The organism is Neobacillus drentensis NBRC 102427 (assembly GCF_001591445.1).
Lineage (GTDB): Bacteria > Bacillota > Bacilli > Bacillales > Cytobacillaceae > Neobacillus > Neobacillus drentensis.
This window is the reverse complement of the sequence record NZ_BCUX01000020.1, coordinates 1-26,672: the sequence shown is the minus strand read 5'-3', so window position 1 is coordinate 26,672 and position 26,672 is coordinate 1. Positions and strand designations below refer to the sequence as shown.

Genomic DNA, 26,672 nt, shown 5'->3' with positions numbered 1-26,672 from the left:
GAGAAGGGGGTTTACTTTCATTATAAATTAATACATTTCAGACGTAGTTTTTGCCTGCATATGAAGCAGCAAGTAATCAGGACCGCCTGCTTTAGAGTCAGTTCCGGACATGTTGAAGCCGCCAAATGGTTGATAGCCAACGATCGCGCCAGTACATGAACGGTTAAAGTATAGGTTACCAACATGGAAGTCTTCACGGGCTTGTTCCATGTGAGCACGGTTATTAGTGATAACTGCACCGGTTAAGCCGTACTCTGTGTTGTTTGCAATTTCAATCGCCTCATCAAAGTTCTTTGCCTTTGTGAAACCAACCACAGGCCCGAAAATTTCTTCCTGCATAATCCGTGCTTTAGGAGCCAGATCTCCAATAACTGTTGGTTTAATGAAGTAACCTTTCGAGTTATCTCCTTCGCCGCCAGCCAATAACTTGCCTTCGTTCTTACCGATTTCAATATAATCCATAATTTTTTTGAAGGCATTATTGTCGTTAACTGGACCCATGAATGTTCCTTGCTCTGATGGATCACCCACGGTTAATTGGTTCGTTAATTCAACAACACGATTCAATACTTGATCGTATACGTCTTCGACGATGATTGCGCGTGAACAAGCAGAACATTTTTGACCTGAGAAGCCGAATGCACCTGCCACAATCGATTGAGCAGCAAGCTCAAGGTCTGCTTCACTATCAACGACAATGGTATCTTTACCGCCCATTTCTGCGATCAAACGTTTCATCCAAATTTGACCTTTGTTTACTTTAGAAGAACGATCAAAAATACGAAGTCCGACATCGCGTGAACCTGTGAAACTGATAAAGCGTGTATCTTTATGGTCAACTAAATAGTCGCCCACTTCCGAACCGCTACCTGGTACGAAATTTAGAACACCTTTAGGAAGACCCGCTTCTTCCATGACTTCAACAAACTTCGCTGCAACTACAGGTGTCGTTGATGCTGGCTTTAGAAGCACTGTATTCCCGGAGACAATCGCTGCAACTGTGGTTCCTGCCATGATCGCAAATGGGAAATTCCATGGAGAAATAATGATACCTACGCCAAGTGGTATATAGTCATAACGATTAAATTCATTCGGACGGCTTTGAACGGGTACCCCATTTTTAAGTGCGAGCATTTGACGTCCATAATATTCAAGGAAGTCAATTCCTTCAGCCGTATCTGCATCGGCTTCTCTCCATGGCTTCCCTGCTTCTTTTGTCATTAGTGCAGAAAACTCGTGTTTGCGGCGGCGAATAATGGCTGCTGCTTTAAATAAAACATCCGCGCGAACTTCTGGTTTTACTTTTTTCCAAGTTTTATAGGCTTCGACAGCCGCTTGCATTGCTTTTTCAGCAAGATCTTGGCTTGCTTTTGAAACTCGGCCAATGACCTCTTCCTTATTAGATGGATTATAGGAAACAATTTTATCTTCGGTTGCAATTCTTTCTCCGCCAATTACGAGGTCATAATCCTGACCTAAATATCCTTCTACTGTTTGTAACGCCTTTAGATAGGCCTGACGGTTTTCTTCAATCGTAAAATCTGTAAATGGTTCGTGTTTGTAAGGTTGTACCATTTGTTAAACCCTCCTATGTAATAAAAACGTTTTCACTCCACTGTTCATTCTAACACGATTCATTTCAGTGCCGCAATCATTGTCGATACCCACTAAAAAAGAGGGCTTCTACGCCATGAAAGGTAGTGTATACCTCTTTTTTAGTGATTCATACGTTAAATTTTGTTGTTTTTCATTGTATATATCCTTCTATATGCTCTTTAATCGGATAGGAAAACATTCTATCGGCGAATTATTAGGTTCTATCAGCGAATTCCTTTGTTCTATCAGCGAATTATGGGGTTCTATCAGCGAATTTCCATGTTCTATCAGCGAATCGTAATTAAGACCTAAATTCATACAAAAATCGGGCCTGAGCTGTTTGGAAATGAAAAAAAGACCCAGCATGATGCCGGATCTTATTGATATATATGAACAAATGGTTCGGTTTCATTCGCCTTGCGGACGATTAGTGCCTCAGGTCCGTCTACAGACGTAACACTGACCGAAACAGATAAATACTTCGGAAAATGTTCCATGACAAGTCCTGTTACATACTGTGTGAACCCAATTCCTTCTGTTTTTCCGTAGAATTGAATCGGAATGGTAATACTCAAATCCTGAAGCTGATCCCCCATATAAAAGGCTCTGCCAATTACACCATTATAATTAGGAAAATACTCTTCCACATCCTGCTTAAAATTTAAAAACGCAGTGACATCATCACGATGTTCATCCTGTGCGTCCTTGGAAGGGAAAAGATAATACTTTTCATTTACATTTTCCCAACTGTTTAGTGTAGCACTACCTTTATCGACAGTAGAATAGGTAATGAAATTTCCAGGAACAACAGAAGATTTACTTGCCTGTTCAAATAAGGCAATCGTAATGGGAATCTCCTTTAGGGCGTTCATGTTCCTCATCCGCTTGACGACTTCTGCAGCAATTTTCTTGCCTTCCCGTACCATTTCAGAATGAGGAATTTTTTGCTCAAAGGTATCACCGTCAGATGTCTTTTTATAATAATAGATAGAATTTAAGGCAAGGCCAATTGTAACGCCGCCGAGCGTTACCTTATCGTTCTCATTTTTTATTAAATAGTCATGTTCCAGAATATGCGCTAAATAGATTGGCGAACTCGGCTCACCCTTATTACCCGTATCAACAGGGTTTAGTCCGATATTCTCCGATTCTTTTAGTTCTTTATTAGCCTTTTGTAAAACGTTAAACTGCTCTTTTGTGTATTTACGGTTTAACCAAAGTCTGATTATATCTCCTTTGATTTCCTGTCCTTCACGGAACAAATATTTCTCCGTATCAAATGAATTTTGAGCAATTCGCATTAAACCCATTTCAAACTCGTTTAAGTCATACCGTGTATTAATATTATTTACCACCAACCCGCGTGCTTCCCCTGGTTCAAACGGCAAAATCGTCCGATAATAGCTGTCGGAAATATTATACTTTGGAATAATTGCCTTCCCTTTCACTTTCTCCTTCGTTTGTACCACTTCATTTTGCTTCTGAAAATTGGGTGCACAGGCACTTAGCAAAAAGACAAGGGAGAGAGCGAGCAATGAGAACTTTCTCACGTCATACACCTCTTATTTATTTAATTCAACTAGGAGTTTCTCCTCGTCCCATACTTCGATTCCCAGTTCTTGTGCTTTGGTTAATTTTGAACCTGCCTCTTCACCGGCAATGACAAGATGTGTTTTTTTGCTGACACTGCCAGCTACATTGCCGCCAAGCGCTTCGATTTTATCCTTTGCTTCATTTCTGGACAAACGTTCTAGCTTTCCAGTAAGAACAACGGTCTTTCCTGCAAAGATAGAATCTGATTCTTCTGGGCTAACGGGTCTGGCGCCCTTATATTCCATATTGACACCGGCCGCGACTAATTCGTTGATTAACTCGACTGCTTCTTCTTTTTCAAAATAGGCGACGATGGATTCTGCCATTTTATCACCAATTTCATTAATTGACAGTAAATCTTCCTTAGAAGCTTGTGCAAGTTTGTCCATTGAACCAAATGCCTGAGCCAATGTTTTTGCAGCTTTGGCACCTACATGACGAATCCCAAGTCCAAATAATAGCTTTTCTAAAGAATTATCTTTCGAAATCTCGATTGCTTTGATGAGATTGGTTGCGGATTTCTCTCCCATTCTTTCAAGGGCTAAAAGCTGTTCACGTGTCAGCTTATAAATATCGGCCACATCCGCAATTAATTTTTCAGCAAAGAGCTGACTGATGACTTTTTCCCCCAGACCCTCAATGTTCATCGCGACTCTTGATACAAAATGAATCAGACCTTCGCGGAGCTGTGCAGGACATTTTGGGTTAATGCAGCGTAAAGCGACTTCTCCTTCTAAACGGACAAGCTCACTTTCACACTCAGGACAATGAGTCGGCATGTGGAATTCCACTTCCTCCCCCGTCCGCTGGTCAGCGAGTACATTGACAACCTCAGGAATAATATCACCTGCTTTTTTAACAACGACTTTGTCGCCAAGCTTGATATCCTTTTCCCGGATTAAATCCTCATTATGTAACGATGCACGCTGTACAGTTGTACCTGCCACTTTGACCGGCTCAAGAATCGCTGTTGGGGTAATCACACCTGTTCTCCCGACACTTAACTCAATATCTAAAAGAGTGGTGACAACTTCTTCGGCAGGGAACTTGTAGGCAATCGCCCAGCGCGGACTTTTGGCCGTTGTTCCAAGTGCTGCCTGATAGGCGTAGGAATCTACTTTAATGACGATACCGTCAATCTCATAAGGAAGATGTGGACGCTTCTCGACCCAGCTATTTACATATTCGATTACTTCTTCAATCGTTGCACACTTGCTTCGCTCTTGATTCGTTTTAAAACCGAGACGATCTAAATAATCAAGGCCTTCGCTATGAGAGTCAATCCCGCTGTTTTCACTGATATTTCCAATGCCATATAAAAAGACATCCAGCCTTCTAGAGGCAGCAATTTTCGGATCAAGCTGCCTGAGCGACCCTGCCGCAGCATTTCTTGGGTTAGCAAATAGCTCTTCGCCTCGTTCTTTCCTCACTTGATTCAAGGATTCAAACGAACGTTTTGGCATGTACGCCTCGCCGCGGACCTCCAAAGAAACAGTTTCACGCAGACGGAGCGGAACAGATTTAATCGTTTTTACATTAGCGGTAATATCTTCCCCAATCGTTCCATCACCCCGGGTAGCCCCTTGCGCAAATAGCCCCTCTTCATATCGTAAAGAAACAGCCAGTCCGTCAATTTTCAACTCACAAACATAAGAAATATCCTCACCGACAGCCTGACGGATGCGACGGTCAAAATCTCTTAAATCTTGTTCGTTAAACGCATTGCCGAGACTCAGCATCGGGGTACGGTGTTCAACCTTTTCAAACAAATCGAGCACGGCACCGCCCACTCTTAGTGACGGGGTATCGGCTGTTTTTAATTGTGGGAATTTTTCTTCAAGCGCGAGCAATTCCTGCATTAACTTGTCATATTCGGCATCGGGTACCGTAGGTTTGTCCAAAACATAGTATTCATAGCCATAGTGATTTAATAGGCTGCTTATTTCAAGGATTCTTTTTTCTGCACTATGAAGGTCCATATAACCAGTCCTTTCATTAAAATTTTCACGAGTAGCCCCGAAGCCACTCATGAAAATTCCTCTCTATTTAGGCTTTAGTAATCGGAGCGAATTTGGCTAACAGGCGTTTGATTCCAACCGGACTAGGAAAAGCAATATCTAACTCTGTACCTTCCCCTTGACCTTTTACGCTAACAACGGTACCGATTCCCCATTTCCCATGCTGGGCTTTATCGCCAACCTTCCAACCGGACTCATCACCGGAAGGAGCGGAAACTGGTCGCATAACTGGTTTTCTAGCTGCAGCCGGTGTGCCAAATGACGTTTTCGGCGTTCCAAACGATGCGCTTCGTGCGGAACCAAACGATTTTCCAGAAGAACCAAACGGTGAATTCATCTTTTTCTCTGGAGGTTCTACCCCTTCGATCAGGTCCTCAGGGATTTCTTTTATAAAACGAGAAGGTGGATTCATACTGGTTCGACCATACAATGTTCTCATTTGGGCATTTGTAAGGAATAGCGTTTGCTCCGCTCTTGTAATTCCAACATAGGCGAGACGACGCTCTTCTTCCATTTCTACTTCTTCCATTAACGAACGACTGTGAGGGAAGACGCCTTCTTCCATACCAATTAAGAAGACAACTGGGAATTCCAGCCCTTTAGCTGAGTGCAAGGTCATGAGCGTAATGGCCTCAGCCTTCTTTTCATCATCATCCTCGAGAGCATCTATATCGGCCACAAGGGCTAAATCAGTTAAAAAGGCAACAAGGCTCTTATCTTCACTGGAATCCTCAAAACTTTTCGTAACAGATAATAATTCCTCAAGGTTTTCAAGACGGCTTTGGGCTTCGAGTGATTTTTCCGCCTTGAGCATTTCACGGTACCCGGATTTTTCTAACACTTCTTCCACTAGTTCAGTAACCGACAGAAACTCCTGCATATTAGTATAATTTCCGATTAAATCACGGAATTCTCGTGCAGCTTTGGTGATTTTCGGACTTAATCCTAATAGTTCCACGGACTCAAGTGCTTGGAAAAGGGATATATCATGCATATCAGCAAAATCAGCGATTTTATCGACGGAGCTTGCCCCGATCCCCCGCTTCGGCACATTTATGACACGGCGTAAGCTGATATCATCATCGGGATTGGAGATCAGCCGTAAATAAGCTAACATATCCTTAATTTCTTTCCTGTCATAGAACTTGGTTCCGCCGACGATGGAGTATTCGATATTCGATTTAAGGAGCACTTCCTCCATCACACGGGACTGAGCGTTCGTGCGATATAGGATGGCGATGTCGGTTAATTTTTGCTCACTATTCCGCGTTAATTCTTTAATTTTCCCGGCAACAAATTGCGCTTCACTCTGCTCGCTGTCAGCACGGTAATAAACAAGTTTGTTCCCTTCAGGATTTTCAGTCCAAAGATTCTTCGCTTTACGGTTAAGATTGTTCTGGATGACCTTATTCGCTGCTAGGAGAATCCTTTTGGTTGAACGGTAGTTTTGCTCTAATAATATAACCGTAGCGTTCGGGTAATCTTTTTCGAAAGAGAGGATATTCGCAATATCCGCTCCGCGCCAGCGATAAATCGATTGGTCCGAATCCCCTACCACGCACAGATTTCTAAACCGGCTTGCAAGCAGTTTGACTAACAGATACTGTGCTTTGTTTGTATCCTGATACTCATCGACATGAATATATTGAAACTTGCGTTGATAATATTCGAGCACATCAGGAACCCGATTAAATAATTGAATCGTCAACATAATGAGGTCATCAAAGTCGAGCGCCTGATTCTTTCGTAATCGTTTCTGGAATTCTTCGTATACATTCCCTACGACATCTTCGAAATAGCCACCGCCTGTTTTCTTGTACTCTTCCGGTTCAATCAACTCATTTTTGCATGAGCTAATCGCTCCTAAAATAGCACGCGGATCAAATTTCTTGGGATCAATATTTTTATCCTTAAGAATTCCTTTGACCACCGATAGCTGATCAGTCGAATCAAGAATTGTAAAATTACGATTAAAACCGATACGGTCGATATCTCTGCGTAAAATCCTTACACACATCGAGTGAAAGGTGGAAATCCAAATTTCTTCGGCCGCCCCACCCATCATTTTCCCGATCCGATCTCTCATTTCTCTTGCTGCTTTATTAGTAAACGTAATTGCTAAAATATTGTAAGGATTGACTCGTTTTTCTACAATTAAATAGCCAATTCGATGTGTCAGCACTCTTGTCTTACCACTTCCGGCACCAGCCATTAATAATAGCGGTCCATCGGTTGCTTTTACAGCACTTTGCTGCTCCGGATTCAGTCCGTTTAATAGCTTATCAGTTAAATATTGCATACCATCCACCACCATAACAAACGTATGTTCTTATTTTTATCATAACTCTATTTTTCTATTTTAGCAATTCTCGGGTCCATCTTTACTGTTTCCAAGGCAAGCTCAAAATTTTCATAAATAGCATTACCGACGACAATGACATCTGCATGCTTGGTCATTTCTTTGGCCTGCTCAATGGTTGATATTCCTCCGCCATAAAAAAGGACGGTCTTTTCAAGCGACTTTTTAACATTCGCAACCAGTTCCACATCACCATATTTACCGCTATATTCTAGATAAAATATCGGCAGCTGAAACATTTTTTCAGCCATTACCGCGTAGGCAATTACCTCGTCCTTCGTAAGGCTTGTATTTGCATTTGTCAGTTTTGCCGCTTTGCAGTCTTCGTTTAAAATGCAATAGCCCTCCATGACAATTTCTTCCCAATCCATGACATCACCAAATTCCTTTACAGCCTCGTGGTGAAGTCCCGTAATCCATTTAGTATCACTGCTATTTAAAATCGTTGGAATAAAATAAAGGTCAAATCCCGGGGTAACGGTGTCAATCGACGATACTTCAAGGACACATGGAACCGAAAAGCGGCGTATTCTTGCCATTAAATCGAGGACCTTTTCTAAGGTGATCCCGTCTGTACCGCCAACGATAATGGCATCGGTTCCTGATTCACAGATTGTTTCTAAACGTTCATCCGATAGTTCTTTATTAGGGTCGAGTTTGAACACATGCCGCCACTCGCGAAAATCATACATCAAAAGATCCTCCCATATCATTAATCCATTACACCATTATAGCATTAGCCGTTTCGATAAAAAAAGAAAACACTAAATCTAAATATAGAAATCATAACCAGTATTTAAATTCGTCATAGAAAAAACCGAAGAGCGTTGTCTCCGGTTTGTTTATTCTTGTTCAGCTGTAGTCGTTTCGCCCTTAAGTCGTTCAAGTACCATTTCATACGTATCGTTTCCATAGTTCAAGCAACGTTTTACCCGTGAAATTGTGGCAGTACTCGCTCCGGTTTCCGTTTCAATTTTATGATACGTATTGCCATCGCGAAGCATTCTTGCTACATCAAGACGCTGTGCTAATGATTGTATTTCATTTATTGTGCACAAATCGTCAAAAAAGCGATAGCATTCTTCAAGATCGTTTAATGAAAGAACCGCTTGAAATAATTGATCGAGTTCTTTACCACGTAATTTATTAATCTGCATATGCTTTACCCCTTTAATTTATCTATTTAGTTAACGTGACAATGTTCTCAAGACCAGGTTTTGTTGGAACCACATTGACCCATGTTTTTCCTTGAACAAGCGGAACTTCTTCGCCATCTTTGACTGGAACAATTTCACCGCTCTTATTCTTCCATTCCACTTGGTTAACCTTACCTTTTTGCAGCAGATACGCTTTGCCGCCAGACTCTAAATCGATATCCCTGCGCCCATAAGAATCGATAAACTGATGCTTAGCTTCGATAATAAAAATATTATCGAGTAGCACAGGATCTTTTGAATCTAAATCAACCGTTTGCGCATCGCCTGAGAACCGTTTATATTTGCCTGTGGCTGCATCGAATTTAAACATGGAATTAGAAATTCCACCCTTTGAGTAAGTAATCTTGACGGTTCTTGCATCGGCCCCCGTTATATTCTTACTTTTTTCTTCTGTGAAAAACTTAAATGGGGCCGGACCCTTTTCCATCGAATATTTCTTTTGCTTTGCACCTTTTAAAATATTTTGATACGTAATATAGGAGTTATGAGGTGCTCTTCGAGTCTTAGAACGTTTAAATAGCGTCCCGTCATAAACCATTCCATTTAAATTATCAATATAGTTACCATTAAGGATTTCCTTTGCTTCCGGACTATAACCATGCGCAATATATAGGGCATTAAGTCCTTTAGCCAAGTAAATATAGTAATCCCTTGCACTCCTAACAGGACCTATATTTGCTGGCTTTTCACTTTGAAATACGGCCAAGAAGCGTGTGATATCACCTTCTGCTAGAATCTCATAGACGATGTCCGCTTTAGTCAGACCCGATTGCGGTCTTGCTTTTGGGTGATTATTAATCATCACGGCTACTGCTCTTGTATCCGTGCTTACCTTAGAGCCCACCCCTGTTAATGGATAAAAATGCAGGTCGACTTGCTGCTCTTCCGGTTGTTTCGGTTCTGTTTGGGTTACCGGCTTTACCTTCTTAACCTGTTCCTTATCACTACAACCAGAAAGTAGTAACAGGAAAGCTATCACAAAAACAGCCCATTTTTTCATTTTCATGAACACACCCCTATTTACTTTCAAAAGTGAAAAACACTTTCACGCTTTAGCTCTTTACTCACTAACAGTTTAACGCATTATTGACGGAAAGAGTACTGTTTTATTCATCACATCGTACATTCCCCTTGGAGTAATCCGAATGTAAGGCAAATGTGTTGCAGAAAAGAAAGCCAGACTGTAAATAGGATCTGAGAATGTATAACCTCGATCTCTTAACTCGATAAGCAGTCTTTTTTCTTGGCTGATTAATTCCTCAATTGGGAGATTGGACATGATTCCATGTAAGGATAATGGCAGTTCGCAAACAACCTGGTTATCCTCAACCATTACAATCCCGCCGCCTAATTCTCGCATTCTATTAAAAGCATGAAGCATGTCTTGTTTGTTTTTACCTATTAAAATAATATCGCCTGTACTTGAATAAGAACTAGCCAATGCGGATAAGGTAGTGGCAAATCCCTTTAAGAGCGTATTTATCCTCCATTTCCCATTTCGGTCGATTAATGTGAAAAAGCACTCATCGTGATTCATTGGCAGGTCATCTGCTGATGCATCAATGGCAATGGAATATGGCTTTGTAATCACAGCGTTTTCCATCTTGATCCCAAATGGCATAGAAAATTGCATATCATCTAAAGTCAATTCCCACTCCAGCTCCATCGGCTTTAGACCATATTCTTCCCAACTAATCGGAGGATAAGCATCGGTCACTTGTTGTCCATCCCGTTTTACCCATTTCCCTTTTGCAAGGACAGACACAGGTGTTGGGTTTTCAATACTCGATAAGAAGTTAAGATTAGCTACCCGGCCAGTTGCTATATTACCATGAAGATGGTCAATATTGTAATAACGGGCAATATTGACGGTTGCCATATTATACGCATCAATTGCCGGTACTCCTTTTTCAATCGCAATGCGAATCATCGCATTGGTAACTCCTTGCTCGTAAAAGGTTGAAGATGCGCCGTCTGTATTAAACATTATTCGATCATAAGCATCTATACCTAATCGCATCATATCATCCAGTATATTTGGCAAATCCGGACGAATTGATGAATGCCTTAAGGATACCATATACCCCTGCATTAAGCGGTTATAAACCTCTTCACCGGTCATTGCTTCATGGTCACAATCGGCACCAAGCAGCATCATTTTTGCCAAGGTTTTTTCCGAAGCACCAGGGAAATGACCTTCAATTTGCTTGCGCATCCGCTTTGCCTCTTGAATCCAATGGAGCATCATATCATCGCCATCAAGCAGTTTTGGCCACCCTGTCAATTCTCCGCCCTGAAGAACCGCATCATGTTCAAGCCAGGATTTAACATTACTATGTGAAAAAATTTCTTCTTCATTCAAAATTTCTGTTTGTGAATCAAAACGGCTCCACCAATACATCGTTGTTGGAATCGATCGAAGATCCTTCAATAATGTAAACGCTTCCCTTTTTTCTAAATGTAAAATCAAGGCCATATTGTCATTAATTAAGGTTGTTGTCCCAAACTGAGATGCATACGCAGCCAGCGTTAGGGGATTATATAATTGAAACGGATGGGCATGTGGTTCAATGTATCCCGGAACAATTATTTCATTGGTACAATCAATGACTTCACAGTTTTCGAGCTGTGTTGGTAAGTTCTCACCCACATAAACAATCCGATCTTCATAAATCCAAATATTTGCTCTTAACCACTTTTTAAACGTCTGATTTAAATACAAGGCGTTTTTCAATAAAATGGTTGGAGACGTTTTTCCATCCAAAACGGATACATGCGTGCGTAAGTGTTTATTTTTCCAGCGGTAGCGTTGCTCTAGCATACGTCGTCCCTCCCCTTTTTCAAAAATACTATCTATATAATAATAAGTTGATTTAGCAATAAAGAAAGCCCTTACAAAAAATTCTTTAGATACAATATTATCATATTTTATTGTTTAACGCATTAAAGAATTGATAATTATTGTAAACAATTTGTGAAGGAGTGCACAAAATGAATGTTAAACCAAATATTAGTTTGATCAATGCATTAATTCGGATTACGATTGGATTAACGCTTCTCTCCTGGACAACTTCTAAGTTGGTCAAACACCCTTGGAGAGATTCCTATTTGTTTGTCGCCATGTGCGCAGCAATGAAGGTGGCTGAGGGTATTGTCCGCTACTGTCCGCTGACAGCTTTATTTGAAAAATGTCAGTGCATGATTGAGGATCACGACCGGGCGATGGATTCAATGGATGGAATGGAAGGACTTACGAACGGGGATGGTAATGAGCTGGTACCGTATAATCCAACTTAAGGTGGATTTGAAATCCGAATTTTTAAAAATTTGATCAAATTCCCTCTTTAACTAGCTAAAAAAAAGAGCTGACCCTTAGTGGTCAGCCCTTAATAAGAATTGATGGTTCATGTTCCGTTTAACGTGTAACGGGTAAGATGGCCTTTGCACCGATATCTTTTCGATAAAATACACCATCACATGTTAACTTTTCGAGTTCACGATACACTTTTTCCTGTGCTTCCACGATACTTCCGGCTTTAGCCCCTACTAGGAGCACCCTGCCGCCAGCCGTGATAAACTCGCCCTCTTCATTTTTCGCAGTTCCTGCATGAAAAGTGAAAACTTCATCACTAATATCGGTTAACCCAGTTAGCACTGCACCCTTTTCATATGCTTCAGGGTATCCTTTTGCAGCCACTACGGCACCAATCATAGCCTGTTCATCCCATTCAAGAGCGGGACACCCTCCATTTAAGAGCTCCATCACGACTTGAACGAAATCTGATTTTAACCTTGGCAAGACCACTTGTGTTTCAGGATCGCCAAAGCGGGCATTAAATTCAATTACCTTTGGACCCTCTGTTGTTTTGATCAAACCTGCATATAACACACCGCAGAAGCTTCTTCCTTCCTCGACCATTGCTTTTGCTGCCGGAATAAGGACAGTTTCTACAGCCGTTTGAACGGTATCGTCACCAATTTGTGGTACAGGTGAATAGGCACCCATTCCTCCTGTATTTGGACCAAGATCCCCATCAAAGGCACGTTTGTGATCCTGAGCGATTTCAAGCGGCACGACAACCTCACCGTTTACAAACGCCATCAACGAAAATTCCTCACCTGCTAAAAACTCTTCAATAACAACACGTGAAGACGCTGCCCCGAATTTCGCATCAATGAGCATTTCTTCTATGCTTGCGAGTGCCTCGTCTTTCGTAAGCGCAACGGTAACACCTTTTCCTGCTGCTAATCCGTCTGCTTTAATGACAATCGGCGCACCTTTTTCTTCTATATAGTTCCGGGCATCCTCGTAATTCGTGAACACAGCATAGTCAGCGGTAGGAATATTGTATTTTTTCATTAATTCCTTTGCGAATGACTTGCTTCCTTCAATCTTCGCTGCTGCTGCACGCGGACCGAATACAGCCAAACCAGCTGCTTCAAATTTATCCGCAAGACCTTCCAGCAGGGGAACCTCTGGACCAATAATGGTCAGGCCTACACCCTTTTCTTTAGCAAACTGAAGCAATTGTTCATGTTCCGATTCCGCGATCGACACAAGCTCTGCGAAATCAGCCATCCCGGGATTGCCCGGTGCAACAAATACTTTTTCTACATCCAAACTTTCACTTACTTTTCGGCAAATCGCATGTTCTCTACCGCCGCGGCCAATTATCAGTACGTTCATTCGAATGCCCTCCACCCGTATTAATGTTTGAAATGTCTTACTCCAGTAAATACCATTGCTATCCCATACTCATCTGCTTTTTTAATTGAATCTACATCACGGATTGAGCCGCCTGGTTGAATAATGGCGGTAATTCCTGCTTTCGCTGCTGCTTCTACGGTATCGTCCATTGGGAAAAAGGCGTCAGATGCAAGGGCTGCTCCCTCTGCTTTTGAACCTGCTTGCTTTAGGGCAATTTCAGCTGCACCTACTCGGTTCATCTGGCCGGCACCAATTCCGATCGTCATATCCTCTGCCGTAACAACAATGGCGTTGGATTTCACATGTTTAACAACCTTCCAGCCTAGCTTCAAGGCTTCCCATTCACCAGTTGTTGGTTGTCTTTTTGTTGCAATCGTGACAGTGGCATCTTCCAATGTGTACCGATCCTGATCCTGAACAAGCAATCCGCCTTCAATCGTTGTCATTTTCCGCTCAAGTTTTTTTGCCTCATTAAAAGGAATGGTTAACAGGCGCAGATTCTTTTTCCCTGTTAATATAGCTAACGCTTCCTCTGAATAGGACGGTGCAATAATAATTTCTAAGAAAATTTCATGAAGCTTGCCCGCTGTTTCGGCATCCACTTCGCGGTTAAATGCAATGATTCCCCCAAAAATCGAAACAGGATCCGCCGCAAATGCTTTTGTGAATGCCTCATAACCTGTTTTACCTGTACCGACACCACATGGATTCATATGTTTTACGGCTACAGCCGCAGGTTCGGAAAACTCTTTAACAATCTGAAGGGCTGCATCCGCATCATTGATATTGTTATAAGATAGTTCTTTGCCATGAAGCTGCACTGCATTAGCAATTGAGAACGTTGATCCAAGTGGCTTTTTATAAAAAGCTGCCTGTTGATGAGGATTCTCCCCGTAACGAAGGGTTTGCTTTAATTCGTAGGTAACCGTTAATTGCTCAGGGTTTTCTTCTTCGGCCAATTGGGTCATGTATTCCGCAATTAAGGCATCATAGGCCGCGGTGTGACGGAATACTTTCGCTGCAAGCTTTCTTCTTGTTTCAAACTTTGTTGCACCCTCAGCCTTTAACTCGTCGATAACCGTCTGATAATCTGCCGGATCAACAACCACGGTTACATATTGGTGGTTTTTGGCAGAGGCACGAAGCATGGTTGGACCGCCGATATCTATGTTTTCAATCGCATCGGCAACAGTAACATCTGGTTTGGCAATGGTTTGCTGGAAAGGATACAAGTTAACACAAACCAATTGAATAGCCTGAATTCCATGCTCATCTAACTGTTGTTGATGGGCAGCGTCATCCTGTTTCGCGAGCAAGCCACCATGGATCAATGGATTTAATGTTTTCACACGGCCTTCTAAAATTTCCGGAAACCCTGTGACATCATTCACGCCAAGAACAGGAATTCCCTGCTCTTGAAGAGCTTTTTTTGTTCCCCCTGTAGAAATCAGTTCATATCCGAGGCTGACTAATTCTTTGGCAAATTCAGTAATTCCATTTTTGTCAGAAACACTAATGAGTGCGCGCTTTTGTGTCATTTACTACATCTCCTTGTGTCAATAGCATTTGAAGTACAGACGGATAAAGCTTGTGTTCTCTTTGTTGGATTTTCTTCTGCAGGCTTTCTCTTGTTTCACTTTCGTCAAGTCGGACCCGCTCCTGAATAATAATCGGACCCGTATCCATACCCTCATCAACAAAATGGATGGTGACACCGCTCCATTTGACTTTAGCAGCCAACGCCTGCCCAACCGCATCTTTGCCGGGAAAGGCTGGAAGCAATGAGGGGTGGATATTGACGATTCTTCCTTTAAATTCAGCTAATAATTTCGAACCAATCAAACGCATGTAACCAGCAAGGACAATGAACTCAACCCCATACTTCTTTAATTGGGCTAAAATTTCTTCTTCGTAATGTTCCTTACCAGGATAGTCCTTTGCGGTAAAGACAAAACTTGGAATCTTCGCAGCTCTTGCTCTTTCAATCGCATAGGCCCCCGGTTGATCGCAAACTAGTAGAGAAATCTCCGCATCCAGTTGGCCCGATTGAATTACATCAATTAGGGCTTGGAAATTACTTCCGCTTCCTGATGCAAATACAGCAATCTTCCTCATAGGTGGCCACCTTGCGCCTTGATGTGAATTCCTTCATTCCCAGTTACTACACCAATTTCATACGCGGTTTCTCCAGATTGGTTAAAATGCTCCAACAGGTCTGCTGCATTTTCCGGATCGACAGCAATAACCATTCCAATCCCCATGTTAAAAATATTATACATCTCTGAGTAATTAATTTGTCCATGCGAAGATAGCAATTTAAAAATAGCTGGGATCTCCCAGTTCTTTTCATACAGCTCAGCACCAAGACCCTGTGGCAGCATGCGCGGAATATTTTCAATAAATCCACCGCCCGTTATATGAGCCATCCCTTTTAAAGGAAACTTTTTCAACGCAGACAAAATCGGTTTCACATAGATTTTTGTAGGTTTAAGCAATTCTTCTCCTAATGTACACCCGAGTTCATCGACAAAATCTAGTAACGGCCAGTCATTAAACACTTTTCTAACGAGTGAATAACCATTGCTGTGAATACCGCTCGACGCTAAACCAATCAGCACATCTCCCGCTTGAATCGTTTTGCCCGTGATAAGCTGTGACTTCTCACAAGCGCCTACTGTAAATCCGGCTAAATCATACTCATTTTCACTGTACAAGCCAGGCATTTCAGCCGTTTCTCCGCCAATGAGTGCACAGCCAGCCTGCTCACAACCATCGGCAATCCCTTTAACGATCGCCTCAATTTTTTCAGGCTGAGCTTTTCCGCAGGCAATATAATCTAGAAAGAACAAAGGCTCTGCCCCTTGAACGACAATATCATTAACACACATAGCGACCGCATCAATACCAATCGTATCATGCTGATCCATCCAAAAAGCAATCATCAGCTTTGTGCCCACCCCATCGGTGCCTGACACCAAAACAGGTTCTTTTAACTGGAGTGCCGATAGGTCGAACATGCCGCCAAATCCACCCAAGCTGCCAAGGACGCCAGCCCGGGCTGTTTTTTGAACATGCTTTTTCATTCTTTCTACTGCTTCATATCCTGCTTCGATATTAACGCCTGCTTGCTTATACGCATTTGCCACTCTGCTCGCTCCTTTCTACTTTTGGTAATAATATTGGAGTGTATCCGGGTATATTTCGGTTGGATAATTTCCTGTGAAACAGCCAAGGCAATAGCCGCTTGTGCCGTCCCCATCTTTTCTGCCAATCGCTTCGATCATCCCCTCAACGCTTATAAACGTGAGTGTATCCGCACCAATTAGCACTCTCATTTCCTCAATTGATTTATCATAGGCAATTAATTCTTCTTTCGTCGATGTATCTATCCCATAGAAGCAAGGATTTTTAATTGGAGGAGAGGTAATAACCACATGAACCTCTGTTGCGCCAGCCTCTTTTAGCATCTTCACAATCCGTCTGCTTGTTGTTCCACGCACAATTGAATCGTCTACCATTACGACCCGCTTGCCTTCAACGACACCTCGTACAGGAGAGAGCTTCATTTTTACCCCTTGCTCACGTAACGATTGGGATGGCTGGATGAACGTTCTTCCGACATAGCGGTTTTTAATGAGCCCCATTTCATAGGGAATCCCCGTTGCTTCCGCATAACCAATCGCAGCAGAAATGCTGGAATCCGGTACTCCTGTGACAACATCCGCTTCAAATGGCGCTTCGACCGCCATTCTTTTCCCAAGGTTCTTACGGGCTGTATGGACGTTGATTCCTTGAATATTACTATCCGGTCTTGAAAAATAAATATATTCCATCGTACAAATCGCTTTGGTTGAACTAACAGCGAATTGTTCAGATACTATTCCCTGATCGTTGATAATCAATAGTTCTCCCGGCCGAATATCACGAATATATTCCGCACCCACCACATCAAAGGCACAGGTTTCCGATGCGACAACATAGGCATCCCCAAGACAACCAAGTGATAAAGGTCGTAAGCCGTGCGGATCTAGTGCCACCATTAATTCGGTTTCTGTCATGATTAGGTAAGCATATGCCCCTTTTAACATCGAAAGTGCATTTTTGGCACGATCCTTTGAATCAGAGTAACCGCTTCTTTTCATTAAGTGAGCAAGCACCTCAGTATCAGAGCTTGTTTGAAAGATACTGCCTTGTGCCTCCAGCTGATGTTTTAATGATTTCACATTCACTAAGTTGCCATTATGGGCAAGTGCAAGACTGCTGGTTTGAGAATGAAACAAGAGCGGCTGAACGTTTTCGTAACCGCCGCCTCCTGCCGTTGCATAACGAACGTGACCAATCGCAGATGTACCTGTCAATTCCTTCATCACTTCAGTGGTAAAAATCTCAGCAACTAGTCCTTCGCCCTTTACCCCTTTCAGCTGTTTGCCATCAGAGACCACGATACCGGTTCCTTCCTGGCCGCGATGCTGCAGGCTGTGAAGTCCGTAATAAGTCAGTTGCGCTGCATCAACATGTCCCCAAACCCCAAAAATTCCGCACTCTTCGTTTAATCCCTTGATTTCAGGTAACATGGGATCGCCCCTTTCCAGGCATCTTTTAATTCTTCCACTGTCGCTTCAAGTACAGGTGACTCACCAATTGTGATGTTTAGTTTTGCAGAATCATTTACAGTTCCAATTTGGACTGCGTCTACTAAACTTTCAAACTCCTGTTGATGCTCTTTTTGGATAGATAAAAGGAAGCGGGATTGTGTTTCACTAAATAAAGCTGAAACGGGATTTCCAACGATGTTTACTTCAGCTCCAAGCTTTTCATTTGTGAAAAGACATTCTGCTAACGCTACGGATAACCCGCCTTCTGATAAATCATGAGCTGACTCTACCAATCCTGCACGAATCGCTGCAAGAACCTGATTTTGTCTTTCCTTTTCAATCGTTACATTTAATTCAGGGGCTTTTCCGAATACTCGCCCGTTCAGAAGCTTTTGGAGCTCACTGCCGCCAAATTCATCCTTTGTTTCTCCGACTAAATAAATGAGATCCCCGATATTTTTAAAGTTTTGCGTAGTAATATGATCAATATCTGTTACTAAACCAACCATCCCAACGACTGGGGTTGGATAGATTGCTGTTCCGCTTGTTTCGTTATATAAAGAGACGTTGCCGCCGATAACCGGTGTTTCTAGAACGCAGCAGGCTTCACTCATGCCGTCAGCAGCTTTTTCAATCTGCCAGAACACTTCTGGTTTTTCTGGGTTTCCAAAGTTTAGATTGTCAGTGATGGCTAGTGGTTCCGCACCAGAGCAAACGATGTTGCGGGCAGCTTCAGCTACAGCAATTTTTCCGCCTGTTTCTGGATCTAAGTAGACATAGCGGGAATTACAATCAGTTGTCATCGCTAATGCTTTACGCGTACCACGAATCCTTACAACTGCAGCGTCCGAACCTGGTGATACGACAGTATTGGTTCGAACCATGTAATCGTACTGCTCATAGACCCATTCCTTACTTGCTACAGTCGGCTGACTTAAAATATTGATTAACGTTTCTTTCAGATCATCCACCTGTGGAATTTCATTATCCATCGCTTGGAATTCTGCAAAATAACCTGGTTCTTTTGATGGCTTGTGGTAAACCGGTGCTTCTTCCGCAAGTGCATCAGCTGGAACATCCGCCACGATTTCGCCTTTATGGAAAAGTCGCATCTGTTTATCGCTAGTCACCGTTCCAATTGCTACTGCTTCTAAACCGTATTTTTCAAAAAGCTCAACGATTTCTTGTTCTCTTCCCTTTTTAACAACAATCAACATACGCTCTTGAGATTCTGACAACATCATTTCGTAAGCAGTCATCCCTGTTTCACGTTGTGGCACCATGTCTAAATTCATTTCAATGCCCATTCCAGCCTTACTGGCCATCTCCGCAGATGAACTAATAAGTCCCGCTGCACCCATATCTTGAATGCCAACAAGCGCATCACAATGGATCAGCTCTAAGCAAGCCTCTAACAACAGCTTCTCCATGAATGGATCACCGACTTGAACCGCTGGACGGTCCTCACTCGATTGTTCCGTTAATTCTTCAGAGGCGAAGGTCGCACCATGGATTCCATCTCGGCCTGTTTTTGCTCCAACATACATGACGGTATTGCCTTCACCATGGGCCTGCCCTTTTTTGATGTCCTTATGATCAATTAAGCCAACACACATGGCATTAACAAGCGGATTCCCCTCATAACATGGATCGAACCCAATTTCGCCGCCTACCGTCGGAATTCCGATACAGTTTCCATAACCAGCAATCCCAGCAACGACCTCTTTAAATAAGTAGCGAACTCTTGCTGAATCCAGTTCACCAAAACGAAGTGAATTCAACATTGCAATCGGTCTTGCTCCCATTGAGAATACATCGCGGATAATCCCGCCGACACCAGTTGCTGCTCCTTGATAAGGCTCAATCGCTGATGGATGGTTATGACTTTCAATTTTAAAAACAACCGCCTGTTCATCGCCGATGTCGACGATCCCCGCACCTTCACCGGGCCCTTGCAGGACTCGTTCGCCTGTAATCGGGAATTTCTTTAGAATCGGCTTCGAATTTTTGTAGCTGCAGTGCTCTGACCACATAACTGAGAAAAGGCCTGTTTCGGTATAATTCGGTGTGCGTCCAAGAATGTTTTCAATCATTGCAAATTCTTCGTCGGATAAACCCATTTGCTGATAAATTTTTTCTGCTTTAATCTGATTCGGATTTGGTTCAAGCGTTGACAACATGTGCTTCCCTCCAAGCTTTTACAATCGATTGGAACATTTTTAAACCATCGGCGCCGCCTAAAAGTTCATCTACTGCTCTTTCCGGGTGAGGCATCATACCAAGAACGTTTCCTTTTTCATTGGTAATTCCAGCGATATCGGCAAGGCTTCCGTTCGGATTCTGGTTATAGGTAAAGACAATTTGATTATTTTCTTTCAGTCTCGCGAGTGTTTCCTCGTCACAATAGTAGTTTCCTTCACCGTGTGCGACAGGGATGATGATCGTTTCCCCATTGCTGTATTCATTCGTAAACATCGTCTGATTGTTTTCTACCTTTAACTCGACAGGCTTACAAATAAACGAGAGGCTCTCATTTCGTCTCATAGCGCCCGGCAGTAACCCTGCTTCGAGGAGAATTTGGAATCCGTTACATACTCCAAGAATTGGCTTTCCTGCTTCTGCCGCTTTTATAACTTCCTTCATAACATTACTAAATCTAGCGATGGCGCCAGTCCGTAAATAGTCTCCATATGAGAAGCCGCCCGGCAGTAGAATTCCATCAAATTCTTCTAAGCTTTCAGAATCATGCCAGACATATTCAACTTGCTCTCCGAGTTCGTCTTGAATGGCATGGAACATATCAACGTCACAATTTGATCCAGGGAAGACGATCACTGCAAATTTCACAGAGTAACACACTCCTCTACTTCGTAACGGTAATCTTCAATGACCGGATTGGCTAACAGGTTTGAACAGATTTCATTAACGACTTCATTTATATCCCGCTCTGACTTTTCAATTGTTAATTCCATATATTTACCGATTCGGACATCGGCTACTTGTTGGTAATTTAATGAATGTAAGGAATGGGTAACTGCTTTCCCCTGTGGGTCTAATACACTTTCTCTTAATGTGACAAATACCTTTACTTTATACATGCTGATGTCCTCCCAATCTGGTTAAAATATTTTCATAGGCATCTGTTAAGCTTCCTAAATCACGTCGAAATACATCCTTATCGAGCTTTTCATTGGTTTCTTTATCCCAAAGCCTGCAAGTGTCGGGGGAAATTTCATCAGCAAGTAAAATATTTCCGTCTGCGTCAGTGCCAAACTCTAGTTTGAAGTCGATGAGACGTATACCAAGGTCATTGAAAAAGCTTGATAAAACGGTATTAATTTGGAGTGCCTTTTCTCGTAAAATTGCTGCCTCCTGAGCTGTTGCCACTTGAAGTTCAAGAATGTGATCGATGGTGACAAGCGGGTCTCCGAGCTCATCGTTTTTGAGGTAATATTCTACAATCGGCCCCGATAGGTCGCGTCCTTCTTCGACTCCCAATCTTTTTGAAAAACTGCCAGCGGCCACATTTCTTACAACTACCTCAAGCGGGATAATCGATACTTTCTTCACCAGTTGTTCCGTTTCGGATATACGCTTGATAAAATGGGACTCAATTCCCTGTTCTTTAAGTTTTAAAAATAACAAACTAGTAATCTCGTTATTTAAACGACCTTTTCCTGTAATGTCAGCCTTCTTTTGTCCGTTATAAGCAGTTGCTGAATCCTTATATTCAACCAAAACAATCTGTTCATCGTCTGTGGCGTAAATTCGTTTTGCTTTTCCTTCGTATAAAGGGTTTTTCATTTGGGAAACGCCTCCTAATTTGCAATATTGAGAATTTTTAAGCTAAGAGAGGGGCACGAATGACCCCTTCTACGCCCTCCTTTTACTCATTCAATCCTAAGCGATCAAAGATAGTATCTACATGTTGCAGATGATAGCTATAATCAAAACAATTAGCGATTTCAGCAGCCGATAACAACGATGTAATTTTTTCCTCTGCCTCAATTAAACCGCGGAAAGGAACTTGTTTCTCCCATGCCTCCATCGCTTTTGGCTGCACGGTATCATACGATTCTTCACGAGATAAGCCTTTATCAATTAAAGCAAGCAGCACGCGTTGGGAATAAATTAAGCCAAGCGTCCTATCCATGTTACGCTTCATATTCTCCGGATAAACCGTCAAGTTTTTCACAATGTTACCGAAACGATTCAGCATATAATTCAAACCAATCGTTGCATCTGGTAAAATGATTCGTTCTGCAGATGAATGAGAAATATCACGTTCATGCCAAAGCGGTACATTTTCATAGGCAGTCAGCATATATCCACGAATCACACGTGCAATTCCCGTCATATTTTCGGAACCAATCGGATTTCGTTTATGCGGCATTGCCGACGATCCCTTCTGACCTTTTGCAAAAAACTCTTCGACTTCACGTGTTTCACTCTTTTGTAATCCTCGAACCTCCACAGCAAACTTCTCAATCGAAGTGGCAATCAACGCAATCGTTGACATATAATGGGCATGACGGTCACGCTGCAAAGTCTGGGTAGAAATTGGCGCTCGACCGAGTCCTAATTTTTCGCACACATACTGTTCTACAAATGGATTAATATTTGCATAGGTCCCAACCGCACCGGATATCTTTCCGAACTCAATACCCTCGGACGCTTGCTTAAAGCGCTCCAGGTTCCGTTTCATTTCTTCATACCAAAGTGCAAGCTTTAAGCCAAATGTAGTTGGCTCCGCATGAACACCGTGCGTCCGTCCCATCATAACGGTAAACTTATGTTCTATGGCTTTATTTTTTAAGATCTCAATAAAGTTTTCTAAGTCCTTTTGTAAAATCGCATTGGCCTGCTTTAAGATATAAGAAAGGGCCGTATCGACGACATCCGTTGACGTTAACCCGTAATGAACCCATTTCTTCTCTTCCCCAAGTGTTTCTGATACTGCGCGGGTAAATGCAACCACATCGTGCCTAGTTTCTTCTTCAATCTCTTTAATACGGTCAATATTAAAAGAGGCATTTTCACGAAGCTTCTTGACATCTTCCTTTGGTATATCACCTAGTTCCGCCCATGCCTCACATGCAAGTATTTCCACCTCAAGCCAGGCGTTAAAGCGGTTTTCCTCTGTCCAAATTGCTCCCATTTCCGGTCGTGTATAACGATCAATCATGTTTTATCCCCCGATCTTTTCTTTAGCTCTTTTCCAGATACTGCTTTCTTTCATTTCTGCAAGCGCGACTTCGACACTATCTCGCAAAATCGTCACATGGCCCATTTTCCGTTTTGTTTTCGCCTCTTTCTTTCCATATAAATGAATCTTCCAGTCGTTCATCGTCGGAATTTCCTCATATAGATTTTCAAGATGCTCTCCTAATAGGTTGACCATAACAGCCGGTTTTAATAGCCCCGTATTCCCTAGCGGCCAATTACAAATCGCTCGGATATGCTGTTCGAACTGTGACGTCTCGCAAGCTTCGATTGAGAAATGGCCGGAATTATGCGGCCGTGGTGCCAATTCATTTATATAAATCGTTCCATCGCTCGTCAAAAACATTTCGACAGCCAGCGTCCCGACTAATTGTAACGAATCGGCCAGCTTCTTTGCTAGTAGTACAGCTTCACTCTGTAAAACTTCTGAAATTCGTGCAGGAACAATCGTCGTATCTAAAATATTCTCTACATGTATGTTTTCAGCCACTGGGAGAAAAGAAGTTTCCCCATCAAGCTTTCTTGTCACAATTACCGATAGTTCTTTTTCAAAAGGAATCCATTTCTCTAATACACAGGCACCATGTTTTAGAAGGGGCTCACCCTTTGATAAATCCTGCGGTTCCCTAATCACCAGTTGACCCTTTCCGTCATAACCGCCTCTTGCCGTTTTTAAGACGGCCGGGTAACTGATTGTATTTATTTTTAAAAATAAATCCTCTAAGCTGTAAATTACTTCATAGGGTGCTACTTCTACACCTGATTGTTGGATCGCCGCTTTCTCCTTAATCCTGTCCTGCGTGATGGTTAGCAACCTCGGGCCTTGCGGGACATAGGCTTGATTACATAACCACATTAATGTATCGGCATCAATGTTTTCAAATTCATAGGTTATTACATCACTAACTTCCGCTAATTTACCAATGGCTTCGCGGTCATCATAAGCCCCAATCACTTCAATATCAGCAACTTGTCCGCACGGTGAATCCGCCGTCGGTTCTAAAACTGCAATTCGAAAGCCTTGAGCCTTTGCCGCTAGCGCCATCATTCTGCCAAGCTGGCCGCCGCCAATTATTCCAATTGTCGCACCTGGTAAAATGGTTCTATTAGACAAGTTGATCACTACTTTCTAGTACCGCTTGTTTGGTAGCTTCTCTTTTAGCCTCTAATTTGTCAGCGAGTTCAGCATCAACAGTTGCTAAAATTTGTGCGGCCAGTAAGCCGGCATTCACCGCACCAGCTTTTCCTATTGCAACGGTTGCTACGGGTACACCACCAGGCATTTGGACGATTGACAGCAATGAATCTAACCCCTTTAATGCCTGTGTTTGTACGGGCACTCCGATTACTGGCAGGGTGGTCTTGGCCGCTACCATCCCAGGAAGATGGGCCGCACCTCCAGCTCCGGCAATAATCACCTTCAAGCCTCTTTCTCTGGCTTCCTTCGCATATGTAAACATCAAATCAGGTGTCCGATGAGCCGATACGACCTTTTTTTCATAAGTAATTTCGAATTGGTCAAGTACTTCACAGGCATGTTTCATTGTTTCCCAGTCTGATTTACTTCCCATGATAACTCCAACAAGAACCGTCATCCAAAAATCCCCCTTTTATTACCAAAATAAAATGCCCGAAACAAATAGCATCTCTAGAAAGAGAAAGCCATTTGTCCGGGCATCATGATGATAGACAACATAAAGTAAGGGGCTGCCCCTTATTTGCCAGACTTATTGACTTTCCCTCATAGTCCAATAATTTACGGTTATTGGGTAGAAACTTATGGGCCATATCCCCATGGATATACGAGGGTAAAGATTAATTGTTTAATTCACTCCTATATCTTACAATCAACTCATGAAGGTGTCAACAGATAAATCGAACGTTATTTTCAAATAACACTATAATGTTCGTGTTTTACTCGATTAATGTGCCTTCAAAGATAATTTGTCGCGCTACAGGTTCATAAATAGTTTCACTGCCTTTTTTGATTTCTTGAAAAATGGGCTTTTCCGTTCGGCGTACAGGAGTATATCCCAACTTTTTCATTCTATTCAAGCAGTCCTCAATACTTTCATTTTCCTGAACCTCAAATTGCATTTTCTTTTTACCCATTGACAATACTTACCTCCGATTCCACTATTATTTTTCCTCTCTTACTAAGGCATTTTCGAATTGTCTTACTAACATGGTATCTTCCGCCAGTTTTATTTGATAATTGAAAAGGGTTTGAGCGATAATTCTTCTTGCACCCTTGGCTGCATCCCAGTAATAGGCATCATCAACCAGACCAGTCACTGTGTATTCTATCCCTCGATAGCCCGAATTTATGGTGGTTATTCCATATACTTTAAACGGCTCTATTGGACAATTGGAGTGGTCTAATTTTAGACACGGTTTGTGTACTTCATTTATATTTTCACAAGCAATCTCAAGAATTTCAAACACTCGTTCAGGATTCTCACGATAGCTTACCACTACCCTTTCAATCACCCGCATTTTATCGATATTAAAGTTATGAATCTGCTTTACTTCTCCATTGCTAATCGTTAAAACCTTTCCACTCCATTCTCGAATTTTTACGAACCTTAATCCAATATCCACAACCGTTCCATTAAATGTATTATTAATTGTTATAAAATCGCCCTTATGCAGCTGCTTTTCATAAATTAAAAAAATACCCGAAAGAATATCTTTGATTAAGCTTTGAGCTCCAAACCCAAGGATTACCCCGAGAATTCCTGCCCCGGCAAGAATTCTTCCAAAATTACTTACATATTCGGATATGGCAAAAAAGATGAAACTAATGGTAACTGTGTATTTTGTTAACGAGCGCAGCATGCTTTCGATCGTTTGCTCTTTACGTTCCTCAATGAAATGGGTTTTTAGAAAAAAGTTATGAACCGTTTTATTTATGATAAAAACAATGACTCTTGCAATAATAGCTGCTAATAGGATGCTTATCAGTTTATAGTGATGCAGAAATTCCATCCAATCCATCATATCACCTACTTGTTTTCCAATCATACTTAGTGTTTGCAATATTTGATGTTAAAAACAATCGATGGGAAAGTAATTTTATTGGTATCAGTTTATGTTGCGATAACCTTGGAGCACTCTTTAGTTACCGTTGAAGGACTTTTTAGTCCTCTCAGGTAACATAAGACCCTTCTTTGTTACCGTCGATGGCTTTTTTAGTCCTCTCGGGTAACATAAGACCCTTCTTTGTTACCGTCCATGGCCTTTTTAGTCCTCTACGGTAACTTAAGACCCTTCTTTGTTACCGTCCATGGCTTTTTTCCTCCCCCACGGGCACAAACGCAAAAAAACAACCATTTCTGGTTGTTTTTTAAATGTGCCTGGCAA

At 42.1% G+C, this 26,672-nt stretch carries 23 protein-coding genes and 1 riboswitch; of the genes, 1 reads left to right on the top strand and 22 read right to left on the bottom strand.

Going from position 1 to position 26,672, the window contains the following annotated elements; genetic code table 11:
• Window positions 1-27 precede the first annotated feature (27 nt).
• The 8 genes from pruA to BDR01S_RS11220 form a co-directional block, all read right to left on the bottom strand.
• Entirely contained in the window at window positions 28-1,575 is a 1,548-nt protein-coding gene (gene pruA, locus BDR01S_RS11255) for an L-glutamate gamma-semialdehyde dehydrogenase (RefSeq protein ID WP_066249752.1), read from the bottom strand.
• A gap of 398 nt (window positions 1,576-1,973) precedes the next feature.
• On the bottom strand, window positions 1,974-3,146 hold the full coding sequence (locus BDR01S_RS11250) for a CamS family sex pheromone protein (protein WP_066249751.1): 1,173 nt from the start codon (window positions 3,144-3,146) through the stop codon (window positions 1,974-1,976).
• 12 nt (window positions 3,147-3,158) lie between these two features.
• The gene (ligA, locus tag BDR01S_RS11245) at window positions 3,159-5,168 is read right to left on the bottom strand and encodes an NAD-dependent DNA ligase LigA (RefSeq protein WP_066259582.1); all 2,010 of its coding nucleotides are present in this window, start codon (window positions 5,166-5,168) and stop codon (window positions 3,159-3,161) included.
• Between the two features lie 67 nt (window positions 5,169-5,235).
• Window positions 5,236-7,506, bottom strand: coding sequence for a DNA helicase PcrA (gene pcrA, locus BDR01S_RS11240; protein WP_066249748.1), 2,271 nt, complete (start codon window positions 7,504-7,506; stop codon window positions 5,236-5,238).
• Window positions 7,507-7,553: 47 nt separating this feature from the next.
• A complete protein-coding gene (pcrB, locus tag BDR01S_RS11235; protein ID WP_066249746.1) occupies window positions 7,554-8,258 on the bottom strand; it encodes a heptaprenylglyceryl phosphate synthase in 705 nt (234 codons plus the stop codon).
• A gap of 150 nt (window positions 8,259-8,408) precedes the next feature.
• The gene (locus BDR01S_RS11230; RefSeq protein ID WP_066249744.1) at window positions 8,409-8,723 is read right to left on the bottom strand and encodes a YerC/YecD family TrpR-related protein; all 315 of its coding nucleotides are present in this window, start codon (window positions 8,721-8,723) and stop codon (window positions 8,409-8,411) included.
• 22 nt (window positions 8,724-8,745) lie between these two features.
• Window positions 8,746-9,789, bottom strand: coding sequence for a DUF3048 domain-containing protein (locus tag BDR01S_RS11225; RefSeq protein WP_335582563.1), 1,044 nt, complete (start codon window positions 9,787-9,789; stop codon window positions 8,746-8,748).
• Between the two features lie 69 nt (window positions 9,790-9,858).
• Complete coding sequence (locus BDR01S_RS11220; protein WP_066249743.1) at window positions 9,859-11,604, bottom strand: adenine deaminase C-terminal domain-containing protein; 1,746 nt, start codon at window positions 11,602-11,604, stop codon at window positions 9,859-9,861.
• A 170-nt stretch (window positions 11,605-11,774) separates the two neighbouring features.
• On the opposite strand from BDR01S_RS11220, the gene BDR01S_RS11215 reads away from it, so the two are divergent.
• Window positions 11,775-12,080, top strand: a complete 306-nt coding sequence (locus BDR01S_RS11215; RefSeq protein ID WP_066249740.1) for a YgaP family membrane protein — start codon at window positions 11,775-11,777, stop codon at window positions 12,078-12,080.
• Between the two features lie 118 nt (window positions 12,081-12,198).
• Here BDR01S_RS11215 and purD read toward each other — a convergent pair whose 3' ends face one another.
• From purD to BDR01S_RS11145, 14 genes are all read right to left on the bottom strand, one after another.
• Window positions 12,199-13,470, bottom strand: coding sequence for a phosphoribosylamine--glycine ligase (gene purD, locus BDR01S_RS11210; protein ID WP_066249738.1), 1,272 nt, complete (start codon window positions 13,468-13,470; stop codon window positions 12,199-12,201).
• Window positions 13,471-13,490: 20 nt separating this feature from the next.
• Entirely contained in the window at window positions 13,491-15,029 is a 1,539-nt protein-coding gene (gene purH / locus BDR01S_RS11205) for a bifunctional phosphoribosylaminoimidazolecarboxamide formyltransferase/IMP cyclohydrolase (protein ID WP_066249734.1), read from the bottom strand.
• The gene (purN, locus tag BDR01S_RS11200) at window positions 15,004-15,606 is read right to left on the bottom strand and encodes a phosphoribosylglycinamide formyltransferase (RefSeq protein WP_066249732.1); all 603 of its coding nucleotides are present in this window, start codon (window positions 15,604-15,606) and stop codon (window positions 15,004-15,006) included. The genes purH and purN overlap by 26 nt, the downstream gene beginning before the upstream one ends.
• Window positions 15,603-16,637, bottom strand: coding sequence for a phosphoribosylformylglycinamidine cyclo-ligase (purM, locus tag BDR01S_RS11195; protein ID WP_066249729.1), 1,035 nt, complete (start codon window positions 16,635-16,637; stop codon window positions 15,603-15,605). The genes purN and purM overlap by 4 nt, the downstream gene beginning before the upstream one ends.
• A gap of 15 nt (window positions 16,638-16,652) precedes the next feature.
• Complete coding sequence (gene purF / locus BDR01S_RS11190) at window positions 16,653-18,065, bottom strand: amidophosphoribosyltransferase (protein ID WP_066249726.1); 1,413 nt, start codon at window positions 18,063-18,065, stop codon at window positions 16,653-16,655.
• Complete coding sequence (purL, locus tag BDR01S_RS11185) at window positions 18,041-20,266, bottom strand: phosphoribosylformylglycinamidine synthase subunit PurL (protein ID WP_066249724.1); 2,226 nt, start codon at window positions 20,264-20,266, stop codon at window positions 18,041-18,043. The genes purF and purL overlap by 25 nt, the downstream gene beginning before the upstream one ends.
• Window positions 20,250-20,933 carry a phosphoribosylformylglycinamidine synthase subunit PurQ gene (purQ, locus tag BDR01S_RS11180; RefSeq protein WP_066249722.1) on the bottom strand — a complete coding sequence of 228 codons (684 nt, stop codon included), beginning with the start codon at window positions 20,931-20,933 and terminating at the stop codon, window positions 20,250-20,252. The genes purL and purQ overlap by 17 nt, the downstream gene beginning before the upstream one ends.
• Window positions 20,930-21,184, bottom strand: coding sequence for a phosphoribosylformylglycinamidine synthase subunit PurS (gene purS, locus BDR01S_RS11175; RefSeq protein WP_066249716.1), 255 nt, complete (start codon window positions 21,182-21,184; stop codon window positions 20,930-20,932). Before purS ends, purQ begins: the two co-directional genes overlap by 4 nt.
• Window positions 21,177-21,890, bottom strand: coding sequence for a phosphoribosylaminoimidazolesuccinocarboxamide synthase (gene purC / locus BDR01S_RS11170; protein WP_066249713.1), 714 nt, complete (start codon window positions 21,888-21,890; stop codon window positions 21,177-21,179). Before purC ends, purS begins: the two co-directional genes overlap by 8 nt.
• Window positions 21,891-21,972: 82 nt before the next feature.
• Window positions 21,973-23,271 (bottom strand): adenylosuccinate lyase, encoded by a 1,299-nt coding sequence (purB, locus tag BDR01S_RS11165; protein WP_066249710.1) that lies wholly within the window; start codon window positions 23,269-23,271, stop codon window positions 21,973-21,975.
• Between the two features lie 3 nt (window positions 23,272-23,274).
• A complete protein-coding gene (gene purK, locus BDR01S_RS11160) occupies window positions 23,275-24,423 on the bottom strand; it encodes a 5-(carboxyamino)imidazole ribonucleotide synthase (RefSeq protein WP_066249707.1) in 1,149 nt (382 codons plus the stop codon).
• Window positions 24,416-24,904 (bottom strand): 5-(carboxyamino)imidazole ribonucleotide mutase, encoded by a 489-nt coding sequence (purE, locus tag BDR01S_RS11155; protein WP_066249705.1) that lies wholly within the window; start codon window positions 24,902-24,904, stop codon window positions 24,416-24,418. The genes purK and purE overlap by 8 nt, the downstream gene beginning before the upstream one ends.
• Window positions 24,905-25,033: 129 nt before the next feature.
• Window positions 25,034-25,135: riboswitch (purine riboswitch) on the bottom strand.
• A gap of 88 nt (window positions 25,136-25,223) precedes the next feature.
• Window positions 25,224-25,421 carry an NETI motif-containing protein gene (locus BDR01S_RS11150; protein ID WP_066249702.1) on the bottom strand — a complete coding sequence of 66 codons (198 nt, stop codon included), beginning with the start codon at window positions 25,419-25,421 and terminating at the stop codon, window positions 25,224-25,226.
• A gap of 27 nt (window positions 25,422-25,448) precedes the next feature.
• On the bottom strand, window positions 25,449-26,309 hold the full coding sequence (locus BDR01S_RS11145) for a mechanosensitive ion channel family protein (protein WP_066249700.1): 861 nt from the start codon (window positions 26,307-26,309) through the stop codon (window positions 25,449-25,451).
• Window positions 26,310-26,672: the final 363 nt, after the last annotated feature.

Coding starts and splice junctions, on each gene's coding strand:
- pruA (WP_066249752.1), bottom strand. CDS start 1,575: ATGGTACAACCTTACAAACACGAACCATTTACAGATTTTACGATTGAA.
- ligA (WP_066259582.1), bottom strand. CDS start 5,168: ATGGACCTTCATAGTGCAGAAAAAAGAATCCTTGAAATAAGCAGCCTA.
- pcrA (WP_066249748.1), bottom strand. CDS start 7,506: ATGCAATATTTAACTGATAAGCTATTAAACGGACTGAATCCGGAGCAG.
- pcrB (WP_066249746.1), bottom strand. CDS start 8,258: ATGTATGATTTTCGCGAGTGGCGGCATGTGTTCAAACTCGACCCTAAT.
- BDR01S_RS11230 (WP_066249744.1), bottom strand. CDS start 8,723: ATGCAGATTAATAAATTACGTGGTAAAGAACTCGATCAATTATTTCAA.
- BDR01S_RS11225 (WP_335582563.1), bottom strand. CDS start 9,789: ATGAAAATGAAAAAATGGGCTGTTTTTGTGATAGCTTTCCTGTTACTA.
- BDR01S_RS11220 (WP_066249743.1), bottom strand. CDS start 11,604: ATGCTAGAGCAACGCTACCGCTGGAAAAATAAACACTTACGCACGCAT.
- BDR01S_RS11215 (WP_066249740.1), top strand. CDS start 11,775: ATGAATGTTAAACCAAATATTAGTTTGATCAATGCATTAATTCGGATT.
- purD (WP_066249738.1), bottom strand. CDS start 13,470: ATGAACGTACTGATAATTGGCCGCGGCGGTAGAGAACATGCGATTTGC.
- purH (WP_066249734.1), bottom strand. CDS start 15,029: ATGACACAAAAGCGCGCACTCATTAGTGTTTCTGACAAAAATGGAATT.
- purN (WP_066249732.1), bottom strand. CDS start 15,606: ATGAGGAAGATTGCTGTATTTGCATCAGGAAGCGGAAGTAATTTCCAA.
- purF (WP_066249726.1), bottom strand. CDS start 18,065: ATGTTACCTGAAATCAAGGGATTAAACGAAGAGTGCGGAATTTTTGGG.
- purL (WP_066249724.1), bottom strand. CDS start 20,266: ATGTTGTCAACGCTTGAACCAAATCCGAATCAGATTAAAGCAGAAAAA.
- purS (WP_066249716.1), bottom strand. CDS start 21,184: ATGTATAAAGTAAAGGTATTTGTCACATTAAGAGAAAGTGTATTAGAC.
- purC (WP_066249713.1), bottom strand. CDS start 21,890: ATGAAAAACCCTTTATACGAAGGAAAAGCAAAACGAATTTACGCCACA.
- purB (WP_066249710.1), bottom strand. CDS start 23,271: ATGATTGATCGTTATACACGACCGGAAATGGGAGCAATTTGGACAGAG.
- purE (WP_066249705.1), bottom strand. CDS start 24,904: ATGACGGTTCTTGTTGGAGTTATCATGGGAAGTAAATCAGACTGGGAA.
- BDR01S_RS11150 (WP_066249702.1), bottom strand. CDS start 25,421: ATGGGTAAAAAGAAAATGCAATTTGAGGTTCAGGAAAATGAAAGTATT.
- BDR01S_RS11145 (WP_066249700.1), bottom strand. CDS start 26,309: ATGATGGATTGGATGGAATTTCTGCATCACTATAAACTGATAAGCATC.